Source organism: Lysobacter sp. 2RAF19 (assembly GCF_052115395.1).
GTDB lineage: Bacteria > Pseudomonadota > Gammaproteobacteria > Xanthomonadales > Xanthomonadaceae > Noviluteimonas.
In genome coordinates this window covers 534,260-552,244 of record NZ_JBFRGO010000001.1, presented here as the reverse complement: position 1 = coordinate 552,244, position 17,985 = coordinate 534,260, and the positions used below count along the sequence as shown (strand labels likewise).

General features: G+C 67.2%; 13 protein-coding genes. 10 read left to right on the top strand and 3 right to left on the bottom strand.

Going from position 1 to position 17,985, the window contains the following annotated elements:
* The first annotated feature begins 21 nt into the window (after positions 1-21).
* The 5 genes from AB4059_RS02760 (at position 22) to AB4059_RS02740 (ending at position 4,441) form a co-directional block, all read left to right on the top strand.
* On the top strand, positions 22-1,371 hold the full coding sequence (locus tag AB4059_RS02760) for a UDP-glucose dehydrogenase family protein (protein ID WP_498976393.1): 1,350 nt from the start codon (positions 22-24) through the stop codon (positions 1,369-1,371).
* 5 nt (positions 1,372-1,376) lie between these two features.
* On the top strand, positions 1,377-1,598 hold the full coding sequence (locus AB4059_RS02755; RefSeq protein WP_498961987.1) for a SlyX family protein: 222 nt from the start codon (positions 1,377-1,379) through the stop codon (positions 1,596-1,598).
* A gap of 78 nt (positions 1,599-1,676) precedes the next feature.
* Positions 1,677-2,336, top strand: a complete 660-nt coding sequence (locus tag AB4059_RS02750) for a DUF2058 domain-containing protein (protein WP_498976391.1) — start codon at positions 1,677-1,679, stop codon at positions 2,334-2,336.
* Between the two features lie 42 nt (positions 2,337-2,378).
* A complete protein-coding gene (locus tag AB4059_RS02745; RefSeq protein WP_498976389.1) occupies positions 2,379-4,136 on the top strand; it encodes a hypothetical protein in 1,758 nt (585 codons plus the stop codon).
* 104 nt (positions 4,137-4,240) lie between these two features.
* A complete protein-coding gene (locus tag AB4059_RS02740; RefSeq protein ID WP_498976387.1) occupies positions 4,241-4,441 on the top strand; it encodes a hypothetical protein in 201 nt (66 codons plus the stop codon).
* A gap of 5 nt (positions 4,442-4,446) precedes the next feature.
* Here the strand turns inward: AB4059_RS02740 and metH are convergent, their stop codons facing one another.
* From metH to AB4059_RS02725, 3 genes are read right to left on the bottom strand one after another with little or no spacing between them, the layout of a single operon-like run.
* Entirely contained in the window at positions 4,447-7,128 is a 2,682-nt protein-coding gene (metH, locus tag AB4059_RS02735) for a methionine synthase (RefSeq protein ID WP_498976384.1), read from the bottom strand.
* The gene (locus AB4059_RS02730; protein ID WP_498976382.1) at positions 7,125-8,249 is read right to left on the bottom strand and encodes a homocysteine S-methyltransferase family protein; all 1,125 of its coding nucleotides are present in this window, start codon (positions 8,247-8,249) and stop codon (positions 7,125-7,127) included. Before AB4059_RS02730 ends, metH begins: the two co-directional genes overlap by 4 nt.
* Positions 8,246-9,175, bottom strand: coding sequence for an ArsR/SmtB family transcription factor (locus AB4059_RS02725; protein WP_498977814.1), 930 nt, complete (start codon positions 9,173-9,175; stop codon positions 8,246-8,248). The genes AB4059_RS02730 and AB4059_RS02725 overlap by 4 nt, the downstream gene beginning before the upstream one ends.
* Before the next feature lie 114 nt (positions 9,176-9,289).
* On the opposite strand from AB4059_RS02725, the gene AB4059_RS02720 reads away from it, so the two are divergent.
* The 5 genes from AB4059_RS02720 to AB4059_RS02700 all read left to right on the top strand — a co-directional run bounded on the left by AB4059_RS02720 (position 9,290) and on the right by AB4059_RS02700 (position 17,984).
* A complete protein-coding gene (locus AB4059_RS02720; protein ID WP_498976380.1) occupies positions 9,290-10,447 on the top strand; it encodes an acyl-CoA dehydrogenase family protein in 1,158 nt (385 codons plus the stop codon).
* Positions 10,448-10,478: 31 nt separating this feature from the next.
* On the top strand, positions 10,479-15,479 hold the full coding sequence (locus tag AB4059_RS02715; protein ID WP_498976378.1) for an NAD-glutamate dehydrogenase: 5,001 nt from the start codon (positions 10,479-10,481) through the stop codon (positions 15,477-15,479).
* A 79-nt stretch (positions 15,480-15,558) separates the two neighbouring features.
* Positions 15,559-16,344, top strand: a complete 786-nt coding sequence (locus AB4059_RS02710; protein ID WP_498977812.1) for an NAD kinase — start codon at positions 15,559-15,561, stop codon at positions 16,342-16,344.
* A 1-nt stretch (position 16,345) separates the two neighbouring features.
* Positions 16,346-17,260 (top strand): 5'-nucleotidase, encoded by a 915-nt coding sequence (locus tag AB4059_RS02705; protein WP_498976376.1) that lies wholly within the window; start codon positions 16,346-16,348, stop codon positions 17,258-17,260.
* 124 nt (positions 17,261-17,384) lie between these two features.
* Positions 17,385-17,984: a carboxypeptidase regulatory-like domain-containing protein gene (locus AB4059_RS02700; protein ID WP_498976374.1), complete on the top strand. Its 600-nt coding sequence runs from the start codon at positions 17,385-17,387 to the stop codon at positions 17,982-17,984.
* Position 17,985 lies beyond the last annotated feature (1 nt).

Here is a 17,985-nt window from a genome sequence, read left to right as displayed (position 1 = left end):
TCAAGCTCATCAGGGAATTCCATGCGCGTCACCATCTTCGGTACCGGCTACGTCGGACTCGTCACCGGAACCTGCCTGGCGGAAGTCGGGCACGACGTGGTTTGCGTCGACATCGACCAGGCCAAGGTCGAGGGCCTCAACCGGGGCGTGATCCCGATCTACGAGCCGGGCCTGGAGCCGATGGTGAAGGCCAACCACGCCTCCGGCCGCCTGAACTTCACGACCGATGCCGCCGCCGCGATCGAACACGGCGACATCGTCTTCATCGCCGTCGGCACGCCGCCGGACGAAGACGGCAGCGCCGATCTCAAGTACGTCCTCGCCGTGGCACGCACCATCGGCCAGCACGTGCAGCGCGCGGTGGTGGTGGTGAACAAGTCGACCGTGCCGGTGGGCACCGCCGACAAGGTGCGCGCGGCGATCGCGCAGGAACTGGTCAACCGCCGCACGACGCTCGTCTTCGACGTCGTGAGCAATCCCGAATTCCTCAAGGAAGGCGACGCGGTCAACGACTGCATGCGCCCCGACCGCATCGTCGTCGGCACCGACAGCGCGCAGGCGCTGGAAAAACTCAAGCGCCTGTACGCCCCGTTCAATCGCAACCACGAGCGCATCGTGGCGATGGACGTGCGTTCGGCCGAGCTGACCAAGTACGCGGCCAACGCGATGCTGGCCACCAAGATTTCCTTCATGAACGAGATCGCGTGCATCGCCGAGCAGGTGGGCGCCGACATCGAACACGTGCGACAGGGCATCGGTTCGGACCCGCGCATCGGCTGGCATTTCATCTATCCCGGCGCCGGCTACGGCGGCTCGTGCTTCCCCAAGGACGTGCAGGCGCTGGCCTGGACCGCGCAACAGTACGGCTGCAATCCGCGCCTGCTCGATGCGGTGGAGGCGGTCAACGCCGCGCAGAAGCAGCACCTGTTCGAATTGATGCAACGCCATTTCCCCGACGGCGTGGCCGGCAAGACGGTCGCCGTGTGGGGCCTGGCGTTCAAGCCGAACACCGACGACATGCGCGCCGCTTCCAGCCGCACGCTGCTCGCGCAATTGTGGGAAGCCGGCGCGCGCGTGCGCGCCTTCGACCCCGAAGCCACGCAGGAAGCGCGCCGCATCTTCGGCAATCGCGACGACCTGCATCTGTGCGCGACGGCGAACGAAGCGCTGCACGAGGCCGATGCGCTCGTCGTCGTCACCGAGTGGAAACAGTTCCGCAGCCCCGATTTCGGCAAGCTGGCGAAGACGTTGAAGGACAAGGTCGTCTTCGACGGCCGCAACCTCTACAACCCCGAGGACGTCGAAGCCGCGGGCCTGCAGTACTACGGCATCGGGCGCGGTCGTTCCCTGCGCACCGAAGCGAAGGCCTGATTGCGATGACCCAGGGCGATGCGCTCGAAGCGCGCGTGGTGGAACTGGAAACGCGCATCGCCTTCCTGGAGGGCGCGCTCGGCGAAATGAGCGACGCTCTCGCGGCTGCCCGCATCGAAGCCAGCCGCAACGCCGAGTTGTTCCGACGCGTGCTCGAGGAAATGAAATCCTCGCGCACCAGCCAGATGGCCGATCCGGCGGACGAACCGCCGCCGCCCCACTATTGACGCGTCCGGGCTGCATCGCCGCGCGCGATGCGGCATATTTGGCGCCGTCCAACCGCACGTCCCCCACGCAGTCCCGAAATGAGCGAAACCCTGCGCGACCAGCTGCTCGGCCTGGGCTTCAAGCCCGCGCCGAAACCCGAGCGTCCCAAGCCCACGCCGCAAGCCGGCCAGACCAAGCCTGCGCACGGTGCGAAGCCGGGGCAGGGCGGCAGGCCCGCGCATGGCAAGCCGGCACAGGGACAAGGCCGTCCCCGGCACGGCAAGCCGGCGCAAGCCGATGCACGGCCCGCGCACGGCAAGCCGCGCACGCGCGAAGACATCGACCTTGCGAAGGCCTACGCGATCCGCGCGCAACGCGAGAAGGACGAGCGCATCGAGGCAGAGCGCCAGAAACAGGAAGCTGCGCGCCAGCGTCGCGAAGCGAAGGCCGCGCTGGCCGCGTTCCTCCAGGACAAGGCGCTCAACGTGGCCGACGCGGAAATCGCGCGTCACTTCGAATACGGCGGCAAGATCAAGCGCATCTACGTGACCGAAGCGCAATTGAAGGCGCTCAACGCCGGCGAACTCGGCGTGGTGCAGAACGATGGCCGTTATGTACTCGTCGATGCCGCGACGCTCGCGCAGGCGGAAAGCATCTTCGCGCCGGCCGTCGCGTTGAAGGTCGATCCCAACGCGCCCGCCAAGGACGATCCCTACGCCGATCCGCAATACCAGGTACCCGACGACCTGGTCTGGTAACGCCATGGCCGGTGCCCGCGCCCGTGGGCGTTGGCCCACGGCGTGGGCATCCGCGGACCGCTACGCACCGAACTGATCGTCGGGGTCACGAGCCATCGTGACCTGGACCCCGCGCAATTGCCGCAGCTGCGCGCGCAGGTGCGCGAGGCGCTCGCGGTCTTGCGCGAGCGCTATCCCGACCTCGCCCTCGTCGTGGTCTCCGCGCTCGCCGAAGGCGGCGACCGGCTCGTCGCGGAAATCGCACTGGATGCCGGCGCGCGCCTGGTCGTGCCCTTGCCGCTGCCGATCGACCTATATCGCGACGACTTCACCAACGCGCAATCGCACCACGATTTCGCGCGCCTGCTCGTCGACGCCGAAACGGTGCCGCTGAAACTGGTCGAGCCCGATCTGGATGTGTTGCGCAACACCGGGCCGGCGCGCGATAGACAGTACCTGCATGCAGGATTGTTCGTCGCCAATCATTGCCACGTGTTGTTCGCCCTGTGGGACGGGCGCGAAGAAGTCGGCATGGGCGGCACCGCGCAGATCGTGCGGTATTACCTCGGCGGCCCCGTGCCGGGTGCGCGACGCGCGACGGACAATCTTCGGCAAATGCTCGCCGGCGACGACGACAGCCTCGTGCTGCATTTCCACGTGCGGCGCAATGGCGGTGCAGCGCACGCCACTTCCGCCAAACGGCATCGTGCCCATCCGCCTGAACTGCCGGCGCGCCGCGGTCGCCGGAAGTCCCTGCCGGCCGGCGAGACCTGGGAACCGACGTGGCGGACCAGCGCAGGCCAGCGTGCGTTTTCCGCCGGGCCACCGCCGGAATACGACCGCATTTTCCGGCGCATGCAGGCCTTCGAGATTGATCGCAACACGCTCGACCCCCATGCGCTACCCGCGGCGAGCGAGGATCCGGCCGAACGCACATGGCGCGAAGCCGACGCACTCGCCGTGCGCTTCCAGCGCCGCACGCAGTGGGCGATGCGCGCGATCCATTTCCTCGCCGTCGCGATGGGCCTGTCGCTGCTGCTGTATTCCGATCTCGGTGCGCCGGACTGGATGCTGTGGGTGTTCCTGGGCTTGTTCGCGGTCGGCCTGGGCATCGCGCTCGCCGCGCACCGATGGGACTGGCATCGCAAGTACATCGACTATCGCGCGCTGGCCGAGGGCCTGCGCGTGCAGACCTTCTGGCGCCGCGCGGGCCTGACGATCACCGGCGATGCGGAATTCGCGCACGACAACTTCATGCAGAAGCAGGACGTGGAACTGGGCTGGATCCGCAACGTCATGCGCCAGGTGGGCCTGGCGCGCACGACGCCCTCGCAGGATGCCGCGGATGCGGCGCAAGCGGTCGCGGAAGTCATCGACGCCTGGGTCGGGCGCCCCGGGCAATCCGGGCAACTGGCGTACTACGAGCGCAAGTCGGTCTTGCGCGAACGCCACCATGTCCGCACGCGCGCACTCGGCGCTGCGTGCCTGTGGGCCGGCATCGGCATCAGCCTGATGCTCGCGCTGTTCCATCGGGGGTTCAGCGACGACACGCGCAGTCTGCTGGTGACGCTGATGGGCGCGCTTTCCCTGATCGCCGCAGTGCGCGAGGCCTATGCGTATCGCAAGGCCGACAAGGAACTGGTGAAGCAATACCGCTTCATGCATCGCATCTACCGCAACGCGCGCCTGGCGCTCGATGCGGCGGCGGGCACGCAGGAGAAACGCGAAATCCTGCGCGCCCTGGGCGAAGCGGCGCTGGCCGAGCACGCCGAGTGGGCGTTGATGCATCGCGATCGCCCGATCGAACACGGGCGGCCGTAATCGACCGTCGTTCGCGCGCGTTTCCTGCACGCAGGCGAGTCGGTTCCGCACGACAGACCACTTCCCTCCGATCGAACATCCGCACTCCCCGAGCGGAGTTTCGTATGCGCATCGTCCGTTGGCTGTTCGCGCTCTGCCTGTTGTTGGCGACCGCGGCATGCCTGGGCGGATGCGCGTCGTCGGCGCGTTCGCTTCCGCAGGAAGGCGGGCTGATCGCGGCGAGCGCGCTCGAGCAATGCAGTTTCGAGGCGGTGTTCGAGCCGGGCAACCCGTTCCAGCAACTGATGGACATCATCCTCGACTGAGCGTGCTACTCGGGGTCGTAGTCCAGGTTCGACGCCAACCAACGTTCCGCCTGTGCGAGCGAAACGCCCTTTCGCTTCGCGTAATCGGCGACCTGTTCGCGCGACAGGCGCCCGACCACGAAATACTGGCTGCGCGGATGGCTGAAGTAATAACCGGACACCGCCGATGCCGGATACATCGCGAAACTTTCCGTCAGCCGCACGCCCGCGTTCTTCTCCGCATCGAGCAGCGCGAACAGCGTGGCCTTCTCGCTGTGCTCCGGGCACGCCGGATAACCGGGCGCCGGGCGAATGCCGACGTACTTCTCGTCGATCAATGCCGCGTTGTCGAGCGTTTCGTCGCCTGCATAGCCCCAGGTTTCGCGCCGCACCTGTGCGTGCATGCGTTCGGCCAGCGCTTCGGCCAGGCGATCGGCGAGCGACTTGAGCAGGATCGCGCGATAGTCGTCGTGGTCGGCTTCGAAGCGCGCGACATGCGGCTCGATGCCGAGCCCGGCCGTCACCGCGAATCCGCCGATCCAGTCCTGCTTTCCCGAACTTTCGGGCGCAATGAAATCCGCGAGGCAGAAATCCGGGCGATCGGCCGGCTTCTCCACCTGCTGGCGCAGGAAGTGCAGCGTGGTGCCGTTCGCAAGCTTCACGTCATCGCCGACCGACTGTGCCGGCCAGAACCCGACGACAGCTTTGGCCTGCAACCACTTCTCCGCGACGATCTGCTTCAGCATCGCCTGCGCGTCGGCGAACAACTCGCGCGCCTGCGCGCCGACGACGGCGTCGTCGAGGATCGCCGGATACTTGCCCGCCAGCTCCCAGGTATTGAAGAACGGCGACCAGTCGATGTACGGCACCAGATCCGCGAGCGGCACGTCGTCGTACACCGTGACGCCGGGCTGGCGCGGGGCAGGGGGCGTGTAATCGTCCCAACCGCCGTCGAATTTTTGCGCACGCGCTTTGTCCAGCGACACCAGCCGCTTGGCGTCGCCGCGGTTGCGGTGGCGCTCGCGGATCTCCGCGTAGTCGGCATCGTTGGCCGCGACGAAAGCCGCGCGCAGATCGCCCGACACCAGCGACTGCGCGACACCCACCGCGCGCGAGGCATCCTTCACCCACACGGTCGGCGACTTGTACTGCGGGTCGATCTTCAGCGCGGTGTGCGCGCGCGAGGTCGTCGCGCCGCCGATCAGCAGGGGCAGTTCGAAGCCCTGGCGCTGCATTTCCGCGGCGACGTGGCGCATTTCTTCCAGCGACGGCGTGATCAGGCCGGACAGGCCGATGATGTCGGCGTTCTCGGCCTTCGCGCGGTCCAGGATCACCTGCGCGGGCACCATCACGCCCAAGTCGATGACCTCGAAGTTGTTGCAGGCCAGCACCACGCCGACGATGTTCTTGCCGATGTCGTGCACGTCGCCCTTGACCGTGGCCATGACGATCTTGCCGTTGTTCTTGCCCGCATCGCCCGTGCGCAGCTTTTCGGCTTCGATGTAGGGCAGCAGCCAGGCGACCGCCTTCTTCATCACGCGTGCGGACTTCACCACCTGCGGCAGGAACATCTTGCCCGCGCCGAACAGATCGCCGACCACGTTCATGCCCGCCATCAGCGGGCCTTCGATCACGTCCAGCGGGCGCGTGGCCTGCAGGCGCGCTTCTTCGGTATCGGTGTCGATGTACGCATCGATGCCGTGCACCAGCGAATGCGCCAGGCGATCGCCCACCGGCTTGTCGCGCCAGCGCAGGTCTTCGACTTTCTTCTCGCCTTTCTTGCCCTTGAAGCGTTCGGCGATCTCGAGCAGGCGCTCGGTGCCGTCGCTGCGGCGATTGAGCACGACGTCCTCGACGCGCTCGCGCAGCTCTGCGTCGATCTCGTCGTAGAGCGGCAACGCACCGGCGTTGACGATGCCCATGTCCATGCCCGCGGCGATGGCGTGGTAGAGGAACACTACGTGGATCGCCTGGCGCACGGCTTCGTTGCCGCGGAAGGAGAAGGACACGTTCGACACGCCGCCGGAGATGTGCGACAGCGGGAAGCGCTTGCGTAGTTCGCGTGCGGCTTCGATGAAGTTGACCGCGTAGTTGTCGTGTTCCTCGATGCCGGTGGCGATCGCGAACACGTTCGGGTCGAAGATGATGTCTTCCGGCGGGAAGCCGACTTGCGTGGTCAGCAGCTCGTATGCGCGCGAACTGATCCCGACCTTGCGTTCGATCGTGTCGGCCTGGCCCTGTTCGTCGAAGGCCATCACCACGACCGCCGCACCGTAGCGGCGCACCAGCCGCGCCTGGCGCATGAACTCGGCTTCGCCTTCCTTCATCGAGATCGAGTTGACAATCCCCTTGCCCTGCAGGCATTTGAGGCCCGCTTCGATCACCGACCACTTGGAGCTGTCGACCATGACCGGCACGCGCGCGATGTCCGGCTCGGCGGCGATGAGGTTGAGGTAGGTCGTCATCGCCAGCTCCGAATCGAGCAGGCCTTCATCCATGTTGACGTCGAGCACCTGCGCGCCGTTCTCGACCTGCTGGCGCGCGACGACGACCGCTTCGTCGTAGCGGCCTTCGAGGATCAGCTTCTTGAACTGCGCCGAGCCGGTGACGTTGGTGCGTTCGCCGACATTGACGAAGTTGCTCTGCGGCGTGATCTGCAGCGGCTCCAGGCCGCTGAGCCGGGTGTAGCGGGGCAATGCGTTGTTCATGCGGCTTCGGCGTTCGCGGATTCGGACAGGCGCGGCAGGGCGCGGGGCGGCAGACCGGCGACGGCCGCGCCGATGGCGCGGATGTGGTCGGGCGTCGTGCCGCAGCAGCCGCCGACGAAGTTGAGCAGTCCGCTGGCCGCGAACTCGCGCAGCGTGCCGGCCATGTCCTCCGGCGTTTCGTCGTAGCCGCCGAAGGCGTTGGGCAGGCCCGCATTGGGGTGCGTGCTGACGAACGCGTCGGCGACCTGCGCCAGCACGTCCACGTGCGCGCGCAGGTCCTTCGCGCCGAGCGCGCAATTCAGGCCGATCGACAAGGGCCGCGCGTGCCGCAGCGAATACCAGAACGCTTCGGCGGTCTGCCCGGAGAGCGTGCGGCCCGAGGCGTCGGTGATCGTGCCGGAGATCATCAGCGGCAGGCGCACGCCGAGTTCTTCGAAGACATCCTCGATGGCGAACACCGCGGATTTCGCATTGAGCGTGTCGAAGATGGTTTCGACCATCAGCACGTCGGCGCCGCCTTCGATCAGGCCGCGGGTGGCTTCGCGATAGGCTTCGGCCAATTCGTCGAAGGAAATCGCGCGGAAACCCGGGCGGTTCACGTCGGGGCTCAGCGATGCGGTGCGGCTGGTCGGGCCGAGCACGCCGATGACGAAGCGCGGCTTCGACGGATCGGCGGCCTCGGCGGCGTCGCATGCGGCGCGGGCGAGCTTCGCCGATTCGCGGTTCAACTCGCGCACCAGATGCTGCAATCGATAGTCGGCGAGCGAGACCGAAGTCGAGTTGAACGTGTTGGTCTCGACCATGTCGGCGCCGGCGGACAGATACGCGGCGTGGATGTCGCGGATGATCTCCGGGCGCGTGAGCGTCAGCAGGTCGTTGTTGCCTTTCTGGTCATGCGCCTCGCAGCCGCAGCCCGCGCCGTGCGCATGGCCGTCGGTGGAGAACAGCGCGTCGTAGCCGTGTGCGAATCGTTCGCCGCGGTAATCGGCTTCGGCCAGTTCGTGTTGCTGGATCATCGTGCCCATCGCACCGTCGATCACCAGGATCCGTTGCGCGAGCGCCGCTTCCAGCGCGGCCACGCGCGCGGGGACTTTCCAGGGCAGGGTCTTCGGATCGGTCACGGTTTGACTCCCAGCAACGACAGCACTTCGAAATGGGGTGGGCGGCGTTCGCGCGTCACGGTGCCGGCATTGGTGATGCCCAACCCCGCCTTTTCGGCGAAGCGGCGCAGCTCCTTTTCCGTGAAACCCAGGTTGGCGTGGCCGTAGGCCTCCACCACCGCCTTGTGTTCGTGGCGCGCCAGGCTCGACAGCAACAGGCGCCCGCCGCGGCGCAGGACGCGCGCGGCTTCGGCCACCGCCTGCGCGGGCTTGGCCGCATAGGTGAGGGCGTGCATCAGCACGACAAGGTCGAAGCTCGCGTCGGGGAAGGGCAGCGCATGCATGTCGCCCTGGCGGACTTCGACGTTGGCATAGGGCTTGAGGCGTTCGCTCGCCGCCGACACCACGCGCGGACTCGCATCGATGCACACGTAGCGCCGTGCGTGCGGCGCGAGCAGTTCGGCGAGCACGCCGTCGCCGGAGGCGATGTCGAGCACGTCGCCGGGACTCAGCAGCGGGAGCGCGGTGCGCGCGAGCGCTTCCCACGTGCGGCCGGGCGAATAGTGGCGTTCCATGTCGCCGGCCACCGAATCGGCCCAGTTCTGGTCGGCCGCGCGCGTGGCGAGCACGGCGGGCACGCGTTCGGCGTCCTGGCGGAGCAGGGGATCGTCGCTCCCGCTGCGCAGGGCTTCCCACAAGGACCGCTGCGCCGAATCCAGGCTGTCCTCTTCGAACCGGTAGTAGGCGCTCACGCCGGCGCGGCGGTCGCGCACCAGGCCGGCTTCCTTCAGCTTGGCCAGGTGCGTGGACACGCGCGGCTGCGCCAACCGGGTGATCGCCGAAAGCTCGGCGACGGTGAGTTCCTCGCGCTCGAGCAGCGCCAGCAGGCGCACGCGCGTGGCGTCGGCGAGCACCTTCAGGCGGATCGACCAGCCTTCCAGATCCATGCGCGGCATTTATCCGTCAATCAAGATATAGCGATAAGTCTGGCCCTTTGGTCCCATGGGGGTCAAGCGGCGCGCGTGCGCGGCTACAATTCCGCTTCTTCATCCCCGCCCGGAGTGCGCCAAGTGGATTTCCGCTTCACCGAAGAGCAGTTGATGATCCAGGACGTCGCGCGCCGCATCGCGCGCGAGAAGATCGCGCCGACCGCCGAGCACTTCGACCGCAGTGGCGAGTTCCCCCTCGAAAACATCCGCACGCTCGGCGAAAACGGCCTGATGGGGATCGAGGTGCCGACCGAATACGGCGGCGCGGGGCTGGACCCGATGGGCTACGTGCTGGCGATGGTCGAGATCGCCGCGGCCGACGCCGCGCACTCCACCATCATGTCGGTCAACAACTCGCTGTTCTGCAACGGCATCCTGACCAACGGCACCGAAGCGCAGAAGCAGAAGTACGTGCGCGCGATCGCCGAGGGCGCGGAAATCGGCGCCTTCGCGCTGACCGAACCGCAGTCCGGCTCCGACGCCACGGCCATGCGCTGCCGCGCGGTGAAGCAGGCCGACGGGCGCTTCATCATCAACGGCAAGAAGAGCTGGATCACCTCCGGCCCGGTCGCCAAGTACATCGTCCTCTTCGCGATGACCGATCCGGACAAGGCCGCGCGCGGCATCACCGCCTTCCTCGTGGACACCGACAAGCCCGGCTTCAGCCGCGGCAAGACCGAACCCAAGCTCGGCATCCGCGCCTCGGCCACCTGCGAAATCGAATTCGAAGACTACGTCGCCGAAGCCGACGAAGTGCTGGGCGATGAAGGTCACGGTTTCAAGATCGCGATGGGCGTGCTCGACGCCGGCCGCATCGGCATCGCCTCGCAGGCCATCGGCATCGGCCGCGCGGCGTACGAGGCCTCGCTGGCCTACGTGCGCGAGCGCAAGGCCTTCGGCGCGCCGATCGGGACGTTCCAGATGACGCAGGCGAAGATCGCCGACATGAAGTGCAAACTCGATGCGTCCCTGCTGCTCACGCTGCGCGCGGCGTGGTTGAAGGGACAGGGCCAGAAATTCACCACGGAGGCCGCGATCGCGAAGTTGACCGCCTCAGAGGCTGCGATGTGGATCGCCCACCAGGCCGTGCAGATCCACGCCGGGATGGGCTATTCGAAGGAAATGCCGATCGAGCGTTATTTCCGCGACGCGAAGATCACCGAGATCTACGAGGGCACCAGCGAAATCCAGCGCCTGGTCATCGCCCGCCACGAAACCGGCCTGCGCTGAGCGCACGCCTGCAAGGACTGACATCGCCCCCATGAGCACGCGTCCGAAATCCGTCAAGGCCGCTCCGAAGAAAGCGACCGCAAGCTCCTCCAGCAAATCCGCCGCCGCGCAAGCCTCGCCCGCGCGCTTCGACCTGGCGCCCATCCTCGAAGCCCTGCGCAAGCGCGTGCCCAAGTCGCGCGCCGCCGAGGCCGACGCCTTCGCGCGCAGCTTCTACAAGCGCATGACGCGCGACGAATACGTCGAGCACGGTGCCGAAGGCTGGGCCGCGCTGGCCGCGGGCATGCTGGACTTCGCCGCCACGCGCAAGGCGAAGAAGGCCAACGTCCGCCTCTTCAACGCGACCGCGAAGGAACACGGTTGGGAATCGCCGCACACCGTGCTGCAGATCCTCAACGACGACATGCCCTTCCTCGTCGACTCGGTGACCATGGCGCTGGCCGACATGGGCATCAACGTCCACGTGCTCGGCCACCCGGTGGTTGCGCTCACGCGCGACAAGGCCGGCAAGCTCGCCAGCGTGGGCGAGGGCACCAACGAGTCCTTCATCCACATCGAGATCGACCGCCAACCACCCGAGGCGATGGCGAAGATCGAAAAGCGCGTGCGCAGCGTGCTCGAAGACGTGCGCGTGAGCGTGGCCGACTGGGACGCGATGCGCGCGCGCATGCTCGCCGTCGCCGAAGAGCTGCCTTCCCACAACATCCCCGTGTCCGATGCCGGCCGCGCCGAGGCGCAGGAATTCCTGCGCTGGGCCGCCGACAACCACTTCACCTTCCTGGGCTATCGCGAATACACCGTCGAGCGCCAGGGCAAGGAAGACATGCTCGTCGCCCACCCGGACACGGGTTTGGGCCTGCTGCGCAATGCCGACGGCGGCAAGCCGCGCCCGCTCACTTCTCTGGCGGCGCATTACATGCCGCAGTCCGGTGCGGTCGACGCGCTGATCCTCACCAAGACCAACGCGCGCGCCACCGTGCATCGCCCCGGTTACATGGATTACATCGGCGTGTTGTCCTTCGATGCCAAGGGCAAGCCGATCCGCGAGCAGCGTTTCCTGGGCCTGTACACCTCCAGCGCGTACAACCGCCGCCCGTGGGACATCCCGCTGGTGCGCGAACGCTACGAACACGTGATGCGCGAATCGGGCCTGCGCCCGGCCAGCCACAGCGGCAAGGCCTTGCGCCACATCATCGAAACGCTGCCGCGCGATGAGTTGTTCCAGTCCTCGGAAGCCGAACTGGCCGAAACCGCCAGCGGCATCCTCGGCCTGCAGGAACGCGTGCGCAGCAAGCTGTTCCTGCGCCGCGACCGTTACGGGCGTTTCTATTCGGTGCTCGTCTACGTGCCGCGCGATCGCCACGACACGCGCATGCGCCACCGCATCGAAGCGATGCTCAAGCGCGAGCTCGACGGCGAGCACGTCGACACCAACGTGCACATCGGCGAATCGGCGCTCGCGCAGTTGCACCTGATCGTGCGTCCGCGCGCCGGCTCGCAGGTGCAGGCCGACGAAGGCAAGCTCGACGCCGAACTGGCGACGATCGTCCGCGACTGGCAGGACGCGCTGTCCGAGGAACTGGGCAAGCGCCACGGCGAGGAAGCGGGCCTGCGCATGGCCACGCGCTTCGGTCGTGCATTGCCGGCCGGTTACATCGAAGACGTCAGCCCGGCGGTCGCCGCCACCGACGTCGAACACCTTTCGCAGCTCTCCGGCGCCGACGACCTGCGCCTGTCGCTGTATCGCTCGCGCCGCGACGGCACGCTGCGCTTCAAGTTCTATCGCCTGAAGGACGACATCCCGCTGTCCGATGCGCTCCCGATGATGGAGAACATGGGCCTGCGCGTGATCTCCGAGCACCCGTACCGCATCGTGTCCAACGGCGATGTCGCCTACATCCAGGACTTCGAGGTCGAGTCCACGCAGGGCGAGATCGACATCGATCGCCTCGACGAGAATTTCGAGGAAGCCTTCGCGCGCATCTGGCGCGGCGAAGCGGAAAACGACGGCTTCAACCGCCTGGTGCTGACCGCCGGCCTGTCGTGGCGCCAGGTCTCGATGCTGCGCGGCTACTGCAAGTACATCCTGCAGACCGGCGTGCCGTTCTCGCAGAGCTACGTCGAAGCGACCTTCTCCCGCTATCCCTTGCTGGTGCGCCTGCTCGTCGAACTGTTCGAAGCGCGCTTCGATCCGTGCACGGGCAGCGAATCCAAGGCGGCGATCAAGCAGGGCATGGAGCGCTTCAGCGTGCAGATGCGCGCACTGATCGGCGGCGACACGGCCGCGCGGACCGCGGTGCAGCCGGCGATCGACGCACGCGCCGGCACGCGCGACCAGCAGGTCGAGGCGACGCGCGCGGCGCTGAAGGGCCTGTTCGATCGCGTCGCGAGCCTGGACGACGACCGCATCCTGCGCAGCTTCATGGGCGTCATCGACGCCACGCTGCGCACGAGTTACTACATCCAGTACAAGGACGGCAAGCGCAAGGACGGCGGCCCGGCCGACTACATCAGCTTCAAGTTCGATTCGGCGAAGGTGCCCGACCTGCCGAAGCCGCGCCCGTATCGCGAAATCTTCGTGTATGGCCCGCGCGTGGAAGGCGTGCACCTGCGCTTCGGTCCGGTGGCGCGCGGTGGTTTGCGCTGGTCGGATCGCCGCGAGGACTTCCGTACCGAAGTGCTCGGCCTGGTGAAGGCGCAGATGGTGAAGAACACCGTCATCGTGCCGGTGGGTTCCAAGGGCGGCTTCTACTGCAAGCAGGCGCCGGATGCGGCGACCAACCGCGACGCATGGTTCGCCGAAGGCGTGGCCTGCTACCAGCGCTTCATCAACGGCTTGCTCGACATCACCGACAACCTCTCGCCGGAAGGCAAGACGATCCACCCCGACAACGTGGTGCGCCACGATGCGGAAGACCCGTACCTGGTCGTCGCCGCGGACAAGGGCACGGCCACGTTCTCCGACATCGCCAACGCCATCGCGCGTGCGCACGGCTTCTGGCTGGACGATGCCTTCGCCTCGGGTGGTTCGGTGGGCTACGACCACAAGGCGATGGGCATCACGGCCCGCGGTGCGTGGGAATCGGTCAAGCGCCACTTCCGTTCGATGGGTCGCGACAGCCAGGCGCAGGACTTCACGTGCGTCGGCATCGGCGACATGAGCGGCGACGTGTTCGGCAACGGCATGCTGCTGTCGAAGAAGATCCGCCTGGTGGCCGCGTTCGACCACCGCCACATCTTCCTGGACCCCAATCCGGATGCGGCGCGCACGTTCAAGGAACGCGAGCGCATGTTCAAGCTGCCGCGCTCGAGCTGGGACGATTACGACAAGGCGCTGATCAGCAAGGGCGGCGGCGTGTTCCCGCGCAGCGCGAAGTCGATTCCGCTGTCGCCGGAAATCAAGGCCGTGCTCGGCATCGAATCCGACGCCAACGCGATGAGCCCGACGGAGTTGATGTCGGCCATCCTGCGTTCGCCGGTCGACCTGCTGTGGAACGGCGGCATCGGCACCTACGTGAAGTCTTCGCGCGAAACCAACGCCGACGTCGGCGACCGCGCGAACAACGGCCTGCGCGTCAACGGCGCCGACCTGCGCTGCAAGGTGGTGGGCGAGGGCGGCAACCTCGGCCTGACCCAACTGGGCCGCGTGGAAGCGGCGCAACACGGCGTGCTGCTCAATACCGACTTCATCGACAACTCCGCGGGCGTGGACACCTCCGACCACGAGGTGAACATCAAGATCCTGCTCAACGCGCAGGTGCAGAAGAAGAAGCTCAGCTTCGATGCGCGCAACACGCTGCTGGCCTCGATGACCGACGAAGTCGCGCAGCTGGTGCTCAACGACAACTATCGCCAGAACCAGGCGATCAGCCTGATGGAGCGCATGAGCCTGTCGCGCATGGGCTCCAAGCAGCACTTCATGCGCACGCTGGAAGCGCAGGGCCTGCTCGATCGCCAGATCGAATTCCTGCCGACCGACAAGGAGATCGCCGAACGCAAGGCGCGCGGCCAGGGGCTGACGCGCCCGGAGCTGTCGGTGCTGCTGTCGTATTCGAAGATCGTGTTGTTCCAGCAGTTGCTCAACTCCGACGTGCCGGAAGATGCGTACCTGTCGAAGGAACTGATCCGTTACTTCCCGAAGCCCTTGCAGGACAAGTACGCGAAGGGCATGCAGGAACATCGCCTCAAGCGCGAGATCATCGCCACGGTGGTGACCAACTCGATGGTCAACCGCATGGGCGCGACGTTCACGCTGCGCATGCAGGAAGACAGCGGGCGCTCGCCGTCGGAAGTGGCGAAGGCCTTCACGATCACGCGCGAAACGCTCGACATCCGCGAGCTGTGGGCGCAGATCGATGCGCTCGACGGCAAGGTCGCCGAATCGGTGCAGATCGACGCCCTGCAGGTGATCTGGACGCTGCAGCGCCAGTTCACGCGCTGGCTGCTCGCGCGGCCGGGTGCGATTCCCGACATCGCGACGGCCGTGGAGCGTTTCCACGACGGCTTCCGCGACATCCGCGCGGGCGAGCGCATCCTGCCCGATTCGCAGCGCCCGGCCTACGTCGCGAGCATCCAGGATTGGAATGCGAAGGGCTTGTCGCCGGCGCTGTCCGAACAGCTCGCCGCGTTGCCGTATCTCGAACCGTGCCCCGACATCCTCGAGCTGGCGAAGGATCGCAAGGCGCGTCCGACGGACGTCGCGAAGGTCCACTTCCGCCTCGGCGATGCCTTGCGCGTGCCGTGGTTGCAGAAGCAGATCGACGCGCTCGCGGTCGAAGGCCGCTGGCATGCGGTCGCGCGTGGTGCGTTGCGCGAAGAGCTCGGCGCGCAGCAGCGCCTGCTCGTGGGCCAGGCGCTGGCGATGCCGGGCAACGATGCCGATGCGAAGGTCAAGGCATGGCTCAACCGCGACGACAGCTCGCTGCGCTTCACGCTGACGATGCTCGAAGAAATCGCGGCGCAGAAGACGCTGGACTACCCGACCGCCTCGGTCGCGGTGCAGCGTCTGTCGCAGCTCGCCTCGCGCGGGTGATGCGCAATGGCGCCGGGGCCGATGGCCCCGGCGTTTCGCCGGGCGGGTTATCCTCGCCCGCATGACACCGAACAACAGCCTGCCCGCCGCGCCGCGCCTGTCGTTCCTCGCCAGTCCGGCCGAAGAAGCCCAGAAGGCGCTCGCCGCGCTGGTCCAGGCGCACGGGCAATGCGACCCCGACGCAGCCGACGTGCTCGTCGCCCTCGGCGGCGACGGTTTCATGCTGCAGACGCTCCATCGCCACGGCGGCCTGGGCAAGCCGGTCTTCGGCATGAAGCTGGGCACCGTCGGCTTCCTGATGAACCACCATCGCGATGAACCGGCGATCGGCCAGGCGCTGATCCAACGCATCGCATCGGCCGAGCCGGCGGTGCTGCGGCCGCTGGAAATGGTGGCGCAGACCGAGTCGGGCGCGAGCGTGGGTTCGCTCGCCTACAACGAAGTCTCGCTGCTGCGGCAAACGCGCCAGGCCGCGCACGTCGCGATCGACCTCAACGGCAAGACGCGCCTGGAGGAGTTGATCTGCGACGGCGTGCTGGTCGCCACCTCCGCGGGCAGCACGGCCTACAACTATTCCGCGCACGGCCCGATCCTGCCGCTGGGGTCGCGCCTGATCGCGCTGACGCCGCTGGCGCCCTTCCGTCCGCGTCGCTGGCGCGGTGCGTTGCTCAAGGCCGACACCGAGGTGCGCTTCCGCGTGCTCGATCCCTACAAGCGCCCGGTCAGCGTCACCGCCGATTCGCACGAAGTGCGCGACGTCGTCGAAGTCACCATCCGCGAGTCCGGCGAGCGCACCGTCACCTTGCTGTTCGATCCGGAGCACAACCTCGAAGAGCGGATCCTCAGCGAACAGTTCGTGGTGTGAGATGAGCGACACGCTGCATCCGCCGCTGACCGTCGCGATCACCTCGCGTGCCCTGTTCGACCTCGAACACAGCCATCAATTGTGGGAACGCGAAGGCATCGCCGCCTACCAGGCCCATCAACGCGAGAACGAAGACGCACCGCTCGCGCCGGGCATCGCGTTCCCGCTGGTGCGCAAGCTGCTCGCCTTGAACGAAGGCGCCGATGCGCCGCGCGTCGAAGTGATCCTGCTCTCGCGCAATTCCTCCGATACCGGACTGCGGATCTTCAACTCGATCCACCACCACGGGCTCGACATCTCGCGCGCGACCTTCACTTCCGGCGCGCCGACGTGGCCCTACATCCGGCCCTTCGGTGCGCACCTGTTCCTGTCGGCGAATCCCGAAAGCGTGCGGCGCGCCCTCGAACACGGTGTCGCCGCCGCCACGATCCTCCCGGCGAAGGCGGCCACGCAGACGCACGGGCAACTGCGCATCGCCTTCGACGGCGACGCGGTGATCTTCGGCGATGAATCCGAGCGCGTGTCGCAGGAGCAGGGCCTGGCCGCCTTCCACGATCACGAAACCACCAATGCGCACGAGCCCCTGTCGGGCGGCCCGTTCCGCGGCTTCCTCGACGCCCTGCATCGGTTGCAGGCGGCGTTCCCCGCCGGCGATGCGGCGCCGATCCGCACCGCGCTGGTCACCGCCCGCAGCGCGCCGGCACACGAGCGCGTGATCCGCACCCTGCGCGAATGGGACGTCCGCCTCGACGAGGCCCTGTTCCTCGGCGGCCGGGCGAAGGGGCCGTTCCTGGAGACCTTCGGCGCGGACATCTTCTTCGACGACTCGCTGCACAACATCGACTCGGCGCGGCGGCACGTGGCCGCCGGGCACGTGCCGCACGGGGTCTCCAACGAGCCGGCGAAGGCGGGCTGAACCGGCCGCCTTTTTCGTTCACACTGGGGGCGTGAGGGTCGGCTAGGCTGCGCCGATGGGGAATGTCGACCGGGGGGACGACATGCGGTCAGGGGCGTGCGGGTTTCTATGCCTGGGTTTGCTGGTGCTCTCGTCCTGGACGCGGGCCGCGACGCTGTCGGTGGAGGTCACCGATCGCGGAGGCAAGCCCGTGGCCGATGCGGTGGTCACCGTGCTCGGCGCCGGGCCGCGGGTAGCGCCTGTCGCGCACATCGTCGACCAGAAGAACCTGACCTTCCTGCCGTACGTCGAGGTCTTCCACCCCGGCGACAGCCTGGTGTTCCGCAACAGCGACGGCACGCGGCACCACGTCTATTCGTTCTCGCCGGCCAAGCAATTCGAAATGGTCGTCGATGCCAACGGGCGTTCGGCGCCGCTGGTGCTCGACAAGACCGGCGTGGTCGCGGTGGGCTGCAACATCCACGACGGCATGATCAGTTACCTCTACATCACCGATGCGCCGTACGCCGCGCGCACCGATGCCACCGGGCGCGTGTCCTTCGAGGGATTGCCGGCCGGGCCCTTCGAAGTCCGCGTCTGGCAACCGCGCCTGCCGGCCGGCCGGCCCGACCTGCGCCAGCAATCGATCGTGCTCGCCGCGCAGGAATCCAGGAACGTCGCCTTCCCGTTGACGCTGCGGCCCGATTCGCGGCGCCAGTTCGATCGCGAGCACACGCATTACTGAC